The sequence below is a fragment of the Venatoribacter cucullus genome (assembly GCF_016132445.1).
Taxonomy (GTDB): Bacteria; Pseudomonadota; Gammaproteobacteria; order Pseudomonadales; family Oceanobacteraceae; genus Venatoribacter; species Venatoribacter cucullus.
In genome coordinates, this window is sequence record NZ_CP046056.1 from 2,639,709 (window position 1) to 2,655,139 (window position 15,431).

At 55.2% G+C, this 15,431-nt stretch carries 16 protein-coding genes; 11 read left to right on the top strand and 5 right to left on the bottom strand.

Annotated elements, in window-relative coordinates:
* Positions 1 to 71: 71 nt before the first annotated feature.
* Entirely contained in the window at positions 72 to 719 is a 648-nt protein-coding gene (locus tag GJQ55_RS12455) for a TorF family putative porin (RefSeq protein ID WP_228345287.1), read from the bottom strand.
* Positions 720 to 1,082: 363 nt separating this feature from the next.
* On the opposite strand from GJQ55_RS12455, the gene GJQ55_RS12460 reads away from it, so the two are divergent.
* On the top strand, positions 1,083 to 1,322 hold the full coding sequence (locus GJQ55_RS12460; protein ID WP_228345288.1) for an accessory factor UbiK family protein: 240 nt from the start codon (positions 1,083 to 1,085) through the stop codon (positions 1,320 to 1,322).
* An 8-nt stretch (positions 1,323 to 1,330) separates the two neighbouring features.
* Here GJQ55_RS12460 and GJQ55_RS12465 read toward each other — a convergent pair whose 3' ends face one another.
* Positions 1,331 to 1,846 carry a DUF1569 domain-containing protein gene (locus GJQ55_RS12465; RefSeq protein WP_228345289.1) on the bottom strand — a complete coding sequence of 172 codons (516 nt, stop codon included), beginning with the start codon at positions 1,844 to 1,846 and terminating at the stop codon, positions 1,331 to 1,333.
* Positions 1,847 to 1,867: 21 nt separating this feature from the next.
* Positions 1,868 to 3,796 (bottom strand): putative bifunctional diguanylate cyclase/phosphodiesterase, encoded by a 1,929-nt coding sequence (locus GJQ55_RS12470; RefSeq protein WP_228345290.1) that lies wholly within the window; start codon positions 3,794 to 3,796, stop codon positions 1,868 to 1,870.
* Between the two features lie 271 nt (positions 3,797 to 4,067).
* On the opposite strand from GJQ55_RS12470, the gene GJQ55_RS12475 reads away from it, so the two are divergent.
* The 6 genes from GJQ55_RS12475 to GJQ55_RS12500 all read left to right on the top strand — a co-directional run bounded on the left by GJQ55_RS12475 (position 4,068) and on the right by GJQ55_RS12500 (position 9,249).
* A complete protein-coding gene (locus GJQ55_RS12475) occupies positions 4,068 to 4,298 on the top strand; it encodes a HAMP domain-containing protein (protein ID WP_228345291.1) in 231 nt (76 codons plus the stop codon).
* Between the two features lie 109 nt (positions 4,299 to 4,407).
* On the top strand, positions 4,408 to 5,631 hold the full coding sequence (locus tag GJQ55_RS12480; protein WP_228345292.1) for an acyl-CoA dehydrogenase family protein: 1,224 nt from the start codon (positions 4,408 to 4,410) through the stop codon (positions 5,629 to 5,631).
* A 192-nt stretch (positions 5,632 to 5,823) separates the two neighbouring features.
* Positions 5,824 to 6,660, top strand: a complete 837-nt coding sequence (locus tag GJQ55_RS12485) for an SDR family oxidoreductase (RefSeq protein WP_228345293.1) — start codon at positions 5,824 to 5,826, stop codon at positions 6,658 to 6,660.
* A gap of 1 nt (position 6,661) precedes the next feature.
* Positions 6,662 to 7,759 carry a phosphotransferase family protein gene (locus GJQ55_RS12490; RefSeq protein WP_228345294.1) on the top strand — a complete coding sequence of 366 codons (1,098 nt, stop codon included), beginning with the start codon at positions 6,662 to 6,664 and terminating at the stop codon, positions 7,757 to 7,759.
* Positions 7,759 to 8,451, top strand: coding sequence for a histidine phosphatase family protein (locus tag GJQ55_RS12495; protein ID WP_228345295.1), 693 nt, complete (start codon positions 7,759 to 7,761; stop codon positions 8,449 to 8,451). Before GJQ55_RS12490 ends, GJQ55_RS12495 begins: the two co-directional genes overlap by 1 nt.
* Before the next feature lie 27 nt (positions 8,452 to 8,478).
* The gene (locus tag GJQ55_RS12500) at positions 8,479 to 9,249 is read left to right on the top strand and encodes an SDR family oxidoreductase (protein ID WP_228345296.1); all 771 of its coding nucleotides are present in this window, start codon (positions 8,479 to 8,481) and stop codon (positions 9,247 to 9,249) included.
* A 164-nt stretch (positions 9,250 to 9,413) separates the two neighbouring features.
* Here GJQ55_RS12500 and gdhA read toward each other — a convergent pair whose 3' ends face one another.
* Both gdhA and GJQ55_RS12510 read right to left on the bottom strand, forming a co-directional pair.
* Positions 9,414 to 10,757 carry an NADP-specific glutamate dehydrogenase gene (gene gdhA, locus GJQ55_RS12505; protein WP_228345297.1) on the bottom strand — a complete coding sequence of 448 codons (1,344 nt, stop codon included), beginning with the start codon at positions 10,755 to 10,757 and terminating at the stop codon, positions 9,414 to 9,416.
* Between the two features lie 407 nt (positions 10,758 to 11,164).
* The gene (locus tag GJQ55_RS12510) at positions 11,165 to 12,511 is read right to left on the bottom strand and encodes a TolC family outer membrane protein (protein WP_228345298.1); all 1,347 of its coding nucleotides are present in this window, start codon (positions 12,509 to 12,511) and stop codon (positions 11,165 to 11,167) included.
* Positions 12,512 to 12,672: 161 nt separating this feature from the next.
* On the opposite strand from GJQ55_RS12510, the gene GJQ55_RS12515 reads away from it, so the two are divergent.
* The 4 genes from GJQ55_RS12515 to GJQ55_RS12530 all read left to right on the top strand — a co-directional run bounded on the left by GJQ55_RS12515 (position 12,673) and on the right by GJQ55_RS12530 (position 15,366).
* Entirely contained in the window at positions 12,673 to 13,302 is a 630-nt protein-coding gene (locus GJQ55_RS12515; protein WP_228345299.1) for an NUDIX domain-containing protein, read from the top strand.
* 6 nt (positions 13,303 to 13,308) lie between these two features.
* On the top strand, positions 13,309 to 13,773 hold the full coding sequence (locus tag GJQ55_RS12520) for a DUF1249 domain-containing protein (protein WP_228345300.1): 465 nt from the start codon (positions 13,309 to 13,311) through the stop codon (positions 13,771 to 13,773).
* Positions 13,774 to 13,950: 177 nt separating this feature from the next.
* A complete protein-coding gene (gene cpdA / locus GJQ55_RS12525; RefSeq protein ID WP_228345301.1) occupies positions 13,951 to 14,757 on the top strand; it encodes a 3',5'-cyclic-AMP phosphodiesterase in 807 nt (268 codons plus the stop codon).
* Positions 14,758 to 14,760: 3 nt separating this feature from the next.
* On the top strand, positions 14,761 to 15,366 hold the full coding sequence (locus GJQ55_RS12530; protein WP_228345302.1) for a YqiA/YcfP family alpha/beta fold hydrolase: 606 nt from the start codon (positions 14,761 to 14,763) through the stop codon (positions 15,364 to 15,366).
* Positions 15,367 to 15,431: the final 65 nt, after the last annotated feature.

A 15,431-nucleotide genomic window follows, 5' to 3' on the forward strand; every position in this document is an offset into this window, starting at 1 on the left:
AAAAACCCCTTTGTTAAATGCTTTAAAGTTGATTCACAGCCCGTGCGGGGGCACGGGCTATTGTAAGCGTTTTACAGTTCAATAGGCAGGCTGTAGCTCACCTGGAACAGGGCGCGTTGAGAAATATCGCCGTCTACAATCTTGCTGACACCAAAGGCAATGTTGTCGTTGTATTGGTAAGACAGATCAACGTGGGTGTACTCAGAGGCTGCATCAGCAGTCTGATTGCCGATAACAACACCAAACTTGTCATAGCCGTAAGAAAGCTTTGCATACAGGTAGTCTTCGCCGCCCATGGCATTTTTATCATCAGCAACAGGCACAGTCAGAGACAATCCCAACCCTGAAAAACCAACACTTGCGGTCAGCTCAACAAATTGGCCAAGATCGATTTTAGTGGTTGGGTATACATATCCCAGCACATTCACATCGTAGGAGAAGTCACCAGACTCACCACCAAAACCGAAATACACATTGTATTCATCACCAGCAGCGGTATCACCAGAAGTACCCCACACACCGGCGTAAGCACCGGAGTCATGTGCATAATCCAGAGCACCGGAAACAGCAGGAGTGCCTGACCCCATCAATAAGCCACGGAAGATGTAGTTATTGGCAACAGCAGCCGATGCCGACACTTCCGCCTGAACAGCCTGAACACCCACCAGACCTGCAGACATAACACCAGCCAGAGCGATTACTTGAGACAGTTTCTTCATGGTTCATTCCTTTATACAGTTAAGGATTTCTTTCGGTTAAACCCGTTTGGTGCGCACTGTTTTATTTCCGCGCTCACCACGTAACTGTCCTATAGCAGCCGCTGTGCCAACTTTTAAAAACAATCAGCCAGCCCGCATAAACACTGGCTTTAATAATTTAATTTCGGGATTTAAGACAGCGCAGCGGATCAAAAACGGACCACCAAAGAAATAAATGTGCACTTAAAGTGCATCGCTTTTTTCAGGCATGCACCAAAGCCGTGCAATTCTGCTGAGGGATTTGTCAGGGGTTCAGAAGAAGCGCCTAAACGGCTACCTGCATGCTAAGATCGCAGCCAGATTCACTGACTGAGACTCTTGACTATGATGAACCCGGAACAGATCCGCCAACGCATCCAGGACATGTTGCAACAAGGCCCGCTGGCCGGCTTGTCGGGTGAAATAAAACTGCTGCTGCAAAGCCAGCTGCAGGCGCTGCTGACCAGTGCGGATCTGGTCAGCCGGGAAGAGTTTGACGTGCAGAGTGAAGCGCTGCGCCGCACCCGGCAACGCCTGGAAGAGCTGGAAGCACGGCTGAGCGTACTGGAACAACAACAGCCGTAGCAGCCAGGTCAGACCGCTACCAGCGCATCCAGATGATTACGCACATGCAGCCAATGGGCGGCGGCATAGGCCTGTTTATCCAGCGCACCGTAAGCAAAGTGCGGCTTTAATGGCCCATCGTAACGCTGAAAATCCGCTAACGCCTGCAGCAACAGGTCACGCGCCTGCGTTACCGGCAGGCTGGCATCCAGTGCGGCGGCACCGGGAATGGCTTCGTTCAGATCATGGCGCATAGCACCCGCAGCACGGAATACGGTTGCTGCCGCGCGCCCGGCGGTATGCTGAAATAACGACGAAAAGGGCCGCGGATAACCATCCAGTGAATAACGCACACTCTGGGCGCAGTGCTGCAGCATCTGGCTCAGGTTCCAGCTGCCCGGATTCTGCAAACTCAAGGGTAAACGGGCTAATTCAGCCTGCAGGGCAGGCAGATCATAATGGCGCTGACGCGCAATAACGGCGGGCGCAGCCACCAGCGCCACGGGCAGCGCAGTGCCCAGCAGCAAAAATTGACGGCGGTTCATAAGTATCCTGTGGTGATGTTCTTATTGTAATAACGGTGGCCGTGAATAGGCCGGCTGACGATTGTTGGTATTCTGCTGTAAATAGTCCAGCCATTCCGGCATCGGTAACGCCTTCGACCATAACCAGCCCTGACCATCATCACAGCCCAGTAAACGCAGCTGCTGCAGGGTGTCTTCATCCTCCACGCCTTCCGCCACCACCTTCAGATCCAGGCTGTGGGCCATCTGAATCATGGCCCGCACCAGCGGTTTATCGCGGTCAGAGACACCCAGCGCCGACACAAAAGATTTATCAATTTTCAGCCGGCTGGCATTAAAGCGGCGCAAATACCCCAGGTTGGAATAACCGGTACCGAAATCATCGATGGCCAGCGTCACGCCCATAGCGTGCAGGCGGTCAAGCTGCTGCTGAATGCTGTTATCGTCACTGATCAGCAGCGACTCAGTCAGCTCCAGCTCCAGCAAGTGCGCCGGCAACCCGGTACGGCGCAAGATGGTTTCCACCAGCTCCGGCAGATTACCGCCCCGGAATTGCACCATGGAAATATTCACCGCTACGCCAACGTTGCCAAAGCCCTGGGTGCGCCAGTTCATACAATCGGTACAGGCCCGCTCCAGCACCCAGCGGCCGATTTCATGGATAATGCCACTGCTTTCTGCCAGCGGAATAAACTGATCCGGGTTAATAAATTGCCCGCCTTTCTGCGGCCAGCGCAACAAGGCTTCACAGCTGTGAATCCGGCCATCGCTCAGATCGTACTGGGGCTGGTAATAAAGGTGGAACTGCTCTTCTTTCAGGGCGTCCCGCATCAGCTTCAGCAGGTAAAATTTATCCACACTGATACGGTTAAGATCATCGTGGAAATAACTGAAGGTATTGCGCCCTTTTTCTTTGGCATCGTACATCGCCAGATCAGCCGAGCGACAGAGTTCAGCAAAGCTTTCACCGTGCTCCGGCGCCAGCGCAATACCCACCGAACCGGAAATATCAATATGCGTCTGCATAATAAAAAATGGCCGCGTGGCCGCTTCCAGTAATTGCTGTGCGCGCTGTTGTGCCTGCTGGGTAACCGGTTGTTTCCGGTCAGCCAGCACCAGCCATAAAAATTCATCACCACCAAAACGGCACAGCACTTCACCGGGCTGCTGTAATTCCTGCAACCGGGCCGATAATTCCTGCAGTAATAAATCGCCGGCCGCATGGCCAAGGGAGTCATTCACGGGCTTAAAATTGTCCAGATCCAGAAATAACAGCAACAGTGAGCGGTGTTGCTGTCTGGATTGTTCCAGCAATAAATCAAACTGCTGTTCGGCATAGCGACGGTTCGTTAAGCCGGTTAGCTGATCTTTATTGGCCAGCCGGGCAATCATCTGTTCGCGCTCGGTAACGCGCTGGTTTTCTTCGCGCAGCGAACCCATCAGGCGGCGCATATCCATCAACAGCAAATACACACTGAAGCCGGTCAGAATCAGAATAACGTTGGTAAAAATAAGGTGCGCCCAGGACAGCGGCGGAATCACCATAATGAAATGACCATTAATGGTCAGCACCGCCAGCAACGAACAATAAGCAACAATGGCGCTCAGCAGCGAGAAAAACAGCAACGGACTGCCCAGAATGGCGGCAAACACCAGCAACACCGGGTACCCCAGCACCGCCAGATCCCGCACACCGGCCGAGTGCCAGGCCAACGCCGACAGCATCACCATTAACGTCCACAGGAATACCGTTGCCGCCACGGAAACTTTTTTCTGCCAGGCAAAATAACCGGCCAGCGTCATGGCCAGCACCCCGACGAACAACGCTTTTTGGGTGTAGCCCTGCGCCACCAGCATCGCCAGGCCAAGGCCCAGCAGGGTAAAACCAATAATCTGTAACAGGCGCCGCGCCCGCACATCGGCTGAGGCAGCTGGCGCGGGGGCATGATTTATTGTTGTTTGCATACTCATGTCACCTCCCGGATGCATTCACTCTAGCGCACGCCCTGCCCCCCGTCATGTTTTTCAAATGGCAACTTTGCCGACCAAAGTTTCTTTGTCGCGCTGCGTGAGTCCGGCGCCTATTACCATAACAACGCCGCCAACGAATTTGCCGGTCAGGAGCTGCGCTACCGCTTACAGCCCGGCAACCCGGATGACTACTGGTTTTACCGCATCATTGAACAAAACCGTGACCTGCACCTGAATGTGAACCCCGACATTCCGCTGCTGGCGACCCCTGGTGATCTTCCACCTGGCCCTCAATCGCTATGTACTGAACCCGCTGAATCTGCTGGAACAAGCCATTGTGCGGCTGCGCGCCCAGCAGCCCAGCTTGCCCGATCTGCCACAACACAAAAACGGTGAAGTCGGCCGCCTGCTGCAGCATTTTCAGGCCATGGCCGATCAGGCGCTGTACCGCGCCAAAGCGACCGGGCGTCATCGCTATTGCCAGACCCAGGCGCCTGACTGACGCCACAATCATCCGCTGCATGAATATTAAAATATAAAAACCATGCAGTTCATTAATGCCAACATCTTCCGTAGAGTGTTGGCATTACTCAGACCCCAGGAGAGCCACGATGGATTTTCAGCATTCCCCCAAAGCGCAGGACTTCCTGAAGCGCGTTAAAGACTTCATGAAAAACGAAATCGAGCCGGTGGAAGAAGCCTACCTGCGCGAACTGCACAGCCTGGATAATAAATGGGTGGTACTGCCCATCATCGAAGAGCTGAAAGCCAAAGCCAAAGCCGCCGGCCTGTGGAATATGTTTCTGCCCGATGAACATTACGGTGCCGGCTTAAGCACGCTGGAATACGCCGCCGTCGCCGAGCTGACCGGCCGCTCCTTTATTGCCCCGGAAGTGTTTAACTGCAACGCACCGGATACCGGTAATATGGAAGTGCTGGAAAAATACGGCAGCCCGGAGCAACAGGAACAATGGCTGAAGCCACTGCTGGCCGGTGAGATCCGCTCCGCCTTCTGCATGACCGAACCGGGCGTAGCCTCCTCCGACGCCACCAATATGGAAGCCACCGCCATTGTTGAAGGTGACGAAGTGGTACTGAACGGCCGCAAATGGTGGAGCACCGGCGTCGGCCATCCGAACTGCAAAGTCGGCATCTTTATGGCCCTCACCAACCCGGACGCCCCGCGCCACCAGCAGCATTCCATGGTGCTGTTTCCGTTCGATGCCCCGGGCGTAAAAATTGAGCGCATGCTGCCGGTATTCGGTTACTACGACGAACCTTACGGCCACGGCGAAGTAAGCTTTACCAACGTGCGCGTACCAGTCTCCAACATCATCGCCGGCCCCGGCCGTGGGTTTGAAATCGCCCAGGGCCGCTTAGGGCCAGGCCGTATTCACCACTGCATGCGTTTAATCGGCATGGCCGAAAAAGCGCTGGAGCTGATGTGCATCCGCGCCGCCAGCCGCACGGCTTTCCACAAGCCGCTGATGAATTTAGGTGGCAACCGCGACATCATCGCCAACGCCCGCATGAACATCGAACAGGCGCGCCTGCTGGTATTCAAAGCGGCGTGGATGATCGACAAAGTCGGTGCCATGGGCGCCATGAGCGAAATTTCCCAGATCAAAGTCATCGCCCCCAACATGGCGCAGCAGATTATTGATGCTGCCATGCAGATGCACGGTGGTGGTGGTTTGTCTGACGACTTCCCCCTCACCGGCCTGTTCACCGCCGCCCGCGCCCTGCGCCTGGCCGACGGCCCGGACGAAGTGCACCGTGGCCTGATCGCCAAGCTCGAGATGATGAAATATAAGAAGTATATGAAAGAGGCGTGAGAGTCTGGGCAAGCTTTATCGTTCAGGGTTAGGCGTTCAGCGTTAGGCGTGCTTTGGAGTTTAACTCCGACCGCACTGAACCCCTAACCCCCAACCTATGATTTGGCACTATCGCCCCTTAACAGGCCATTCGTAACAGAATAATAATCAGCGGCAGACACACTGCCGCTTATGCATTTTTGAGGAGTCCCCATGAATAAGGTATTAATCACCGGTGCCGCCAGCGGCCTGGGCCGGGCACTGGCTTTACGCTACGCCCGCGAGGGCGCGGCTATCTGCATCGCCGACATCAACATGGGCGGCGCGGCTGAAACCCTGAACATGGTGGAAAGCGCCGGCGGCAGCGGCTGGATTTATGAGCTGGACGTGCGCAGCGAAGCCAACTGGAACGCACTGCGCGACGAAGTGATAAAGCGCTGGAATGGCATCGACCTGGTGATTAACAACGCCGGCGTGGCCACCGGCGACCGCATCGACGCCGGCGACTGGGAATGGTGGAACTGGATCATCGACATCAACCTGAAAGGCGTGGCGCTGGGTTGCCGCACCTTTACCCCACTGATGAAACAGCAGGGCAGCGGCGCGTTTATTAACGTGGCGTCACTGGCCGGATTATTGAAAGCGCCGTCCATGGCATCGTACAACGCCACCAAAGCCGCGGTGATTGCCATTTCTGAAACCATGCATTTTGAACTGCTGCCTTACGGCATTAACGTTACTGCGTTGTGTCCTGGTTTTTTCCGCACCAACCTGAATCACGGCATGAAAACCTCCGACCCGGATATGCTGAAATTCGTCGACAAAGTGTTTGAAGCCTCGGCACTGGATGCCGACGATATTGCCGATGCAGCTTATAAAGCGGTGCAAAAAAATCAGATGATCTGTAACCCGCACCCGGTCGGTCGCCGCACTTATTTTATTAAGCGTTATTTACCCTTCCTGTACCGTCAAGGCGTGCTCAAAATGGCTGAAGGCCTGAAAAAACGTGAAGACCAGCGCCGGGCATTTAAAGAAGAAAAGGACAGCTGATATGAGCGCTCAGTTTATTGACGAAGCCAAAGCGCTGCGCGACAGCGATGCCTTTGACATTCAGGCGGTACACAACTGGCTGAAAGCGCAGGGGCATGATTACGGTGATGAATTACCGCAGGTGAAACAATTTTCCGGCGGCGCGTCGAACCTCACCTATCACCTGCAATACCCTGACCAGTACGCGCACAACGATTTAATTCTGCGCCGCCCGCCCGCCGGCCATAAAGCCGCTGGCGCGCACGATATGAAACGCGAATACAGCATTATGCAGCGGCTGAAACCCGTGTATCCGTACGTGCCGGAAATGATCGCCTTCTGCGAAGACCAGAGCGTGATCGGCAGCGATTTTTACGTTATGGAACGCATGCGCGGTATTATTCCGCGTGGCAACCTGCCCCGTGGCATGACACTCAGCCAGGAGCAGGCGCGTGAGCTGTGTATTTCGGTATTCGACAAACTGATCGACCTGCATCAGGTCGATTATCAGGCCAATAAACTCGATGATTTAGGCAAAGGCGCGGGTTATGTGCAGCGTCAGGTAGAAGGCTGGAGCAGCCGTTATACCAAGTCGAAAACCTGGAACGTACCGTCCTTTAAAAACACCATGACCTGGCTGCAGCGCAATATGCCGGCGGATGTTAAAACCTGCATTATTCACAACGATTACCGCATGGATAACGTAGTGCTGAACCCGGATAATCCGGGCGAGATTATTGGTGTACTGGACTGGGAAATGGCCACTCTGGGCGATCCGTTAATGGACCTGGGTGGCGCACTGGCCTACTGGGTGCAGGCCGATGACGACGCCTTAATGCGCTCGATCCGCCGCCAGCCAAGTCATTTACCCGGCATGCTCACCCGTCAGGAAATTGTGGACTATTACTGCAATAAAATGGGCCTCGACGCGAAGCTGTGGCCGTTTTACGAAGTGTTCGGATTATTCCGTTTAGCCGTGATTGTGCAGCAGATTTATTACCGCTATCACCACAAACAAACCGACAACCCGGCGTTTAAAAATTTCTGGTTCTTTGTGCACTACCTGAACTGGCGCTGCAACCGCATTATTAAACATGCACGCAAAAACGGGTTTCAATAATGGCCAGTATTTATCTGGTGCGCCACGGCCAGGCTGGCTTCGGTAAACTGAATTACGATCAGCTGTCCGACACCGGCCACCAGCAGGCAGAACTGGTCGGCAAAGCACTGGCACAGCGCAACCTGGAGGCCGGCCTGCTGGTGCAGGGTGCTATGCAGCGCCACCGGGAAACCCGGCAGGGGGCACAGCAACACTGGCACAGTTACGGGCCGTTAACAGAAGCCGCCGGCTTTAACGAATTTGATTCTGACGATGTCATCGCCTGCGCCTTTCCGCAATTTAAAAACAAAGCGGTATTAGGCGCGTGGATTCTGGCCCAGCCGAATAAGCGTAAAGCCTTTCAGGAATTATTCGCCAAAGCGGTAGAGCGCTGGACCAGCGGTACACAGGATAACGACTATGCCGAATCCTGGCCGCACTTTACGCAACGGGTATTGCAGGCCCTGCACAATCTGGTGCAACAAGCGGACGGTAAGCATGCCGTGGTATTTACCTCAGGCGGGCCAATTACCGCGGTGGCGCAATACTGTCTGGGGCTAAGTAACAGCAAAGCCTTTGATATGAACTGGACTCTGCTGAACGGCGGCATTACCCAATTGCTGTATAACAGCAGCGGTAAAATCAGCCTGGCATCCTTTAATGAACATCAGCATCTGGCGCAAGCCGGGCAACATTTTCTGACGTACCGCTGAGCGGTAATAATAACCAGGGAGATCGTTATGAACCCACAAGAACTGTTTAATCTGTCCGGCCGTGTAGCACTGGTCACCGGCGCCAGCCGTGGTATCGGCGAAAGCATTGCCAAGCTGCTGGCCGCCAGCGGTGCGCACGTCATCGTTTCCAGCCGTAAAATTGATGGCTGTCAGCGCGTAGCGGATGAAATTACAGCAGCCGGCGGCAGCGCTGAAGCACTGGCCTGCCATATTGGCGAAATGGATCAGATCGACGCCTGTTTCAAAGCCATTGAAGAGAAACACGGCAAACTGAATATTCTGGTAAATAACGCTGCGGCCAACCCGTATTTCGGCCATGTGCTGGATACTGATTTAAACGCCTTCCAGAAAACCGTGGATGTGAATATCCGTGGTTATTTCTTTATGTCGTCCGCGGGCGCTAAATTAATGAAGAAAAGCGGTGGCGGTTCCATTATTAACGTGGCCTCGGTGAACGGCGTCATTCCCGGTGATATGCAGGGTATTTATTCCATCACCAAAGCGTCGGTTATTGCCATGACCAAAACCTTCGCCAAAGAATGTGCGCAACTGGGCATCCGTGTAAACGCCCTGCTGCCGGGTCTGACCGACACCAAATTCGCCAGCACCTTAACCAGCAACGAAGCCATTCTGAAAATGGCCATGATGCATATTCCGATGAAGCGCGTGGCGATGCCGGATGAAATGGCGGGTACCGTGCTGTATCTGGCCTCTGACGCCTCCAGCTACACCACCGGCGCAGCCATTAACGTCGATGGCGGTTATCTGCTGGTGTAATACTACACCTCGTTCCCACGCTCCCGCGTGGGAATGACCCCGCACAACTCGTTCCCACGCTCCGGCGTGGGAATGCCACCGCTCCCGCGTGGGAACGATCCGGTTGCCAGCCATTCAGGCAGGCATCAGGCAGCGGCCGGTAAACCAGCCACTACCAGGGTGGATCAGATCACACCCTGAGCCAGCATGGCTTCTGCCACTTTTACGAAACCGGCAATGTTGGCACCGTCGGTGTAGCTGACAGTACCGTCTTCGCGGGTGCCGTATTTCAGGCAGGAACGGTGGATACCCTGCATGATTTCCAGCAGACGCTCGTCCACTTCTTCAGCAGTCCAGGACATACGCATGGCGTTCTGGCTCATTTCCAGACCAGAAGTGGCCACACCACCGGCGTTGCTGGCTTTACCCGGTGCGTACAGCACGCCATTTTTCTCGAAAATGGTCACGGCTTCAGCAGTACAAGGCATGTTGGCGCCTTCGGCGACGGCTTGTACGCCGTTCTTCACCAGCATCAGCGCGTCTTCTTCGTTCAGTTCGTTCTGGGTGGCGCACGGCAGGGCCACGTCCATCGGCAGGTGCCACGGCGTTTTGCCTTCCAGATATTCCACACCGGCTTCTTCGGCGTACTGGGAAACACGGGCGTAATGCTCGTTTTTCACTTTCATCAGCAGTGCCAGTTTTTCCGGGGTGAAGCCATCCGCGTCGTACACAGTGCCGGAAGAATCGGAAACACAGATCACTTTGCCGCCCAGCTGCATCACTTTCTCGACCGCAAACTGCGCCACATTACCGGAACCGGATACACCCACGCGCAGACCTTTCATTGAACGGCCGCCGTGCAGCAGCATTTCCTGGGCGAAGTACACCGTGCCGTAACCGGTCGCTTCCGGACGGATCAGCGAGCCACCGTAGCTCAGACCTTTACCGGTCAGTACGCAATCCGAACGGTTGGTAATCTTTTTCAGCATGCCGTTCATAAAGCCAATTTCACGACCGCCGACACCGATATCGCCGGCCGGTACGTCGGTGTCAGAACCAATGTGACGGTACAGTTCGGTCATAAAGGCCTGACAGAAGCGCATGATTTCGCCACGGCTCTTACCTTTCGGATCAAAATCAGAACCGCCTTTACCACCGCCCATCGGCAGGGTGGTCAGGGCGTTTTTAAAGGTTTGTTCGAACGCCAGGAACTTCAGCACCGACTGGTTCACGGACGGGTGGAAACGCAGACCACCTTTGAACGGGCCAATGGCCGAGTTGTGCTGAATACGGTAGCCACGGTTTACGTGAACATCGCCCTGATCATCAACCCAGGATACACGGAACTGAATGATGCGCTCCGGCTCTACCAGACGATCCAGCAGACCATGCTCGGCATAGCGCGGATGTTGGGAGATGAAAGGCCATAAGCTTTCCATAACTTCGGCCACTGCCTGCAGGTACTCAGGCTGACCGGGATTACGCTGGGCAACAGTGTGAAGAAACTCGTGAACAGACTGATAACGCATAGGTAGGTCTCGCTTTGAATAACAAACCATCAGGGTGCGGACACCGCGGCATGGCAAAAAAGGGCCGACATTCTTGCCAAACGAGCGCAAAAAATCATCATTTTTTTGCCAAAAAAGCCAATTCATATCGGCAAAGAGTGCCAGAGTTGACAATTTTTACGCGTGTCGTTTTTTAATAACCTATTGATTTATAAAGGAAAATCGAAAGTCTGATCGTCAAGTGACGCAAAATATGTCAGCTGTATGAAAGTTCCACGAACAAACCCACACTTTGTCATGATTGCCAGCATCTTTCGCTCAATAGCCGTTATTTGCTGCCACAGGAGTCTGCGGGGAAAGCAGTGGCTGCAAATGCCAGGCATAAAAAAAGCAGCCCGGAGGCTGCTTGCAGCGGGTTACAAATCGGCTCAGGCGCCGTTGGCTAACCAGCCATTCAGTGCCTGCAGGTCACCCTCGTTCAGGGTACCGGCAAAGAACTTCAGATTGAGCAGATTCAGAATGTAGTCGTAACGGGCGTTGGCATAGTCACGCTGGGCACGGTACAGATTTTTCTGCGCATCCAGTACTTCCACAATGTTACGGGTACCCACCCGGTAACCGGTTTCGGTGGCTTCTACCGCACTCTGGGCCGAGGTGATGGCCTGCTTACGCGCCTTGATGTTCAGGGTATCGGTCTGCACCTGACGGAACAGACTGCGGATATTCTGGCGCACATCGCGGCGTTGTTTTTCCAGCTGGTAATCCGCAGCAGCAAAGTTCAGCGCCGCCTGCTTGCTCTGACCGTACAGCGAGCCACCGGCCAACAGCGGCACGGTTAACTGCACACCGACAACGGTTGCCTTAGAATCTGTCGGATCTTTAAACGTGCTGAAAGGAGCCTGTTCCGCATCGCTATACGCAGCAGTCAGCTGCACGGTCGGTAAGTGATTAGAACGGGCCGCATTACGCTGCAGACGCACACTGTCTTTACCGGCTTCGGCCAGTAACACACCAGCGTACTTGCTTAAACCCGACTGCACCCAGTCATCGGCATTGGCCGGCTCCGGCAATTCCATCGGTACTTCCGCTTTCAGCGGCACCACACGGTCAAAGCGCTGGCCGGTCAGTTGTTCCAGGGCTTCGTAGCTGATATCCAGCGCCGCTTCCTGGCCCAGCAGGTTCACGTAACTGAGGTCATACGCAGCCTGCGCTTCGTGCACATCGGTAATGGCAATCAGACCCACATCAAAACGCTGTTTGGTTTGCTCCAGCGAGCGCTTCACGGCTTTCTCCTCCGCCTGCGCAGTGGACAAATTATCCTGCGCCCGCAGCACGTTAAAATAAGCCTGCGCGGTGCGCAGCAACAGCTGTTGTTCGGCCAGCTGCAATTCCAGACCGGCAGCGCTGTCGCCGGTAACGGCAGCCTGATAGTTGTACCAGCTGTTCAGGTTAAACAACGTCTGGGACGCCTGAACCTGCAGTGCTTTCAGGTCATAATCCTTTTCAATATCGATATAACCGGCACCAGCACCACCGGCAAGATTGATTGACTCGGCTTCAGTATCGTACTTGTTAATGCCATAACTTAACTGCGCCTGCGGCAGCAGCGCCCCGCGGGCGATGGTCACGTTGTAGCTGTTGGCTTCACGGGTGGCACGGGCAGCAGCGATTTCCGCATCATTGCTCGCTGCCTGCTGATAAATGGTGCTCAGATCGGCAGCCTGCAGCGATGCAGAAGCCAGCAGAGCTGTGGTCAGAGAAAGCAGTTTGTTCATAGTGTTGCCTTTCGCAGCGGGTATGAAGTGGAATGTTGCCGGATTCTAACAGAAAACAATTGGTGTAATCCTTCGGGATTGTTCCATCAATAAGAACACAGCGTGCTGATGGCTCGCGCCAGTGCGGCATATTCTTGTTCAGTAATATAGGTAGGTCAAGCGTGAAACTCACCCCGTTATTTACCCGGCAGGATACCGAGGTTATCAGCCAGGAAGTGCTGTATCAGGGCTTCTTCCGGATGGAAAAACTGCAACTGCGGCACCGTACGTTTGCCGGCGACTGGACCCCGGTTTTTACCCGTGAGCTGTTCGAGCGTGGCCAGGCCGTGTGCGTCTTGCTGTATGATCCGGCACTGGATTGTGTGGTGCTGACCGAACAATTCCGTGCCGGCGCCCTGGGCGATGAGCGCTCCCCCTGGCTGCTGGAACTGGTGGCCGGCATGGTGGAACCCGGTGAACAATACGAACAGGTCGCACGGCGCGAAGCGCTGGAAGAAGCCGGCTGTGCGGTCGGGCAACTGCTGCCGATCTGCCATTACTGGGTGTCGCCGGGCGGCACCAGCGAGTGGGTGCAGCTATACTGCGCCCTGATCGACAGCGCCCCACTGGGCGGGTTACATGGCCTGGACGAAGAGCAGGAAGACATCCGCCTCGTAACCCTAAGCTTTACCGAAGCCTGGCAGGCCCTGCAGCAAGGCATCATCAATAACGCTGCTACTATCATGGCGCTGCAGTGGCTGAAAATTCAGCACCACAGCCTGCAAACCCACAATGCACCGGAAACCCCCTGAGAGCCTATGACCTTACGCCGCCGTTATGTCCCCGACCTGCAGGAAATGGCCGCCCTGTGTGACGCCAATTACCTGCGCCTGCTGAAGCTGCTGCCCGAGGGCCAGAGCGAGCGCGAGTTTCTGCTGGGCGATGGCGAACAACAGGCCAGTGTGCGTCTTTATATAGAAGAAGATCACCGTTACACCACCATGCTGCGGATTGAACAGCAGGGCTACAGCCCGGCCTGGCTGCAGCCACAGGCGATGCAGGTGCGCCTGTACCACGATGCCGACATGGCCGAAGTGCTCAGTTACCAGCAGTCACAGCGTTTTCATGGCCGTTATCCCTACCCGAATCCGGCCATGCGGCTGCCCGATGAAAAACTGCAACTGAACCGCTTCCTGGCCGAGTGGCTGACCCACTGCCTGCAGCACGGCCGGGCGGCGTCACCCTTGGTTTTTGGCCGGGAACAACCAGCCGGCAACCCATAATTGTGAACCCTGTCAAAGCAGCATTGCCATCGGAGCAGTAAAGTTAGAAACTGACGCAAAATAGCCAAACGTACCGGTTGACCGGCTGCCATAGTGCAAACTGCCTGTAACCGATTTTTTCACCGCAAACAGGCCTGCTTTCATCACCAAAACAGGCTCTAAGGACAGAGGTGCCGTTTGTATTCACTGGATACAACAACAACACTGCGGCTGGTACAGATCACGGATACCCACCTGAATGGCCCGGAAGATGGCCATTTGCTGGGTATGAAAACCCTGCACAGCATGAATTGTGTGCTGGATATCGTCCGCAGTGAACAACCCCGCATGGATGCCATACTGGTTAGCGGTGATCTGGCGCAGGATGGCAGCGTGCGCGCCTATCAGCACCTGCATCAAGCCCTGCAACCCTTTGCCTGCCCGGTATTCTGGTTTGAAGGTAACCACGACAACCCCGACAACCTGCAACAGGTGGCGGCCGGCACTGAACATCTGCAACGGGTTATACGCACCCCGCACTGGCAACTGATTCTGCTGAACTCACAGGTAATCGGCTCGGTACACGGCCATCTGGCCGCCGATCAGTTACAGCTGCTGGAACACACCCTGCAGGAACGCCCGGATCTGCACACACTGGTCAGTTTTCATCATCACCCGCTGTCCATGGGCAGCCGCTGGATTGATACCATTGGCCTGCACAATGCTGACGAATTGCTGGCCATCGTACGCCGCCACACCAATGTCCGCTGCGTACTCTGGGGCCATGTGCATCAGGAAAGTGACCAGATAATCGACGGCGTGCGGTATTTATCCACACCCTCAACCTGTGTGCAGTTTATGCCCGGCTCGGACGACTTTGCCATCGACACCCTGGCGCCGGGTTACCGCTGGCTGGATCTGCACCCCGATGGCCGCGTTGATACCGGCGTCAGCCGAGTGGAAGACATTGCCTTCGATATCGATTATTCCGTTAAAGGATACTGACGCTTGTACCCCAAGGATCTGGGCTGCCTGTACCTGCATGGTTTTTTAAGCTCGCCCCAATCACAGAAAGCCCGCGAACTGAGTGCGTTGTTTGAACGCCACGGCCACCCCGGGCAGCTGCGCATTCCGGCCCTGCCCTTTGCCCCGGCCGCCGCCATCGAACTGGCCCGCGAGGAACTGGCGCGGCTGCAGCAACAATTCCCCCGCGTCCTGGTCATTGGCAGTTCCCTGGGCGGCTTTTACGCCACCCATCTGGCCGAAACCTTTGGCGTGAAAGCGGCGCTGATCAATCCGGCGGTGCGGCCGTTTGCTTTGTTTGAACATTATTTAGGGCCAAACCGGCATTTTTATACCGGCGAAATCCACCAGCTGACCGTGGAACATATCCAGCAACTGCAACAGCTCGATTGCCCAACCATTCAGCACCCGGACAACCTGTTTCTGCTGTTGCAGACCGGCGATGAAACGCTGGATTACCGGCTGGCTGCCAGCCTGTACCGCCACTGCCCGGCCTGGCTGGAAGGCGGCGGCAACCACAGCTTTGCACACTTTACCGAACGCCTGCCCATGCTGCTGCACTGGGCCTGCCGCCAAGGAGCCTCTGAATAACTCTGCACGAGTAACTCAGAGGCTCCTTAAGTTATACTCGGCCGCATTACTGCACTACCGCCCAA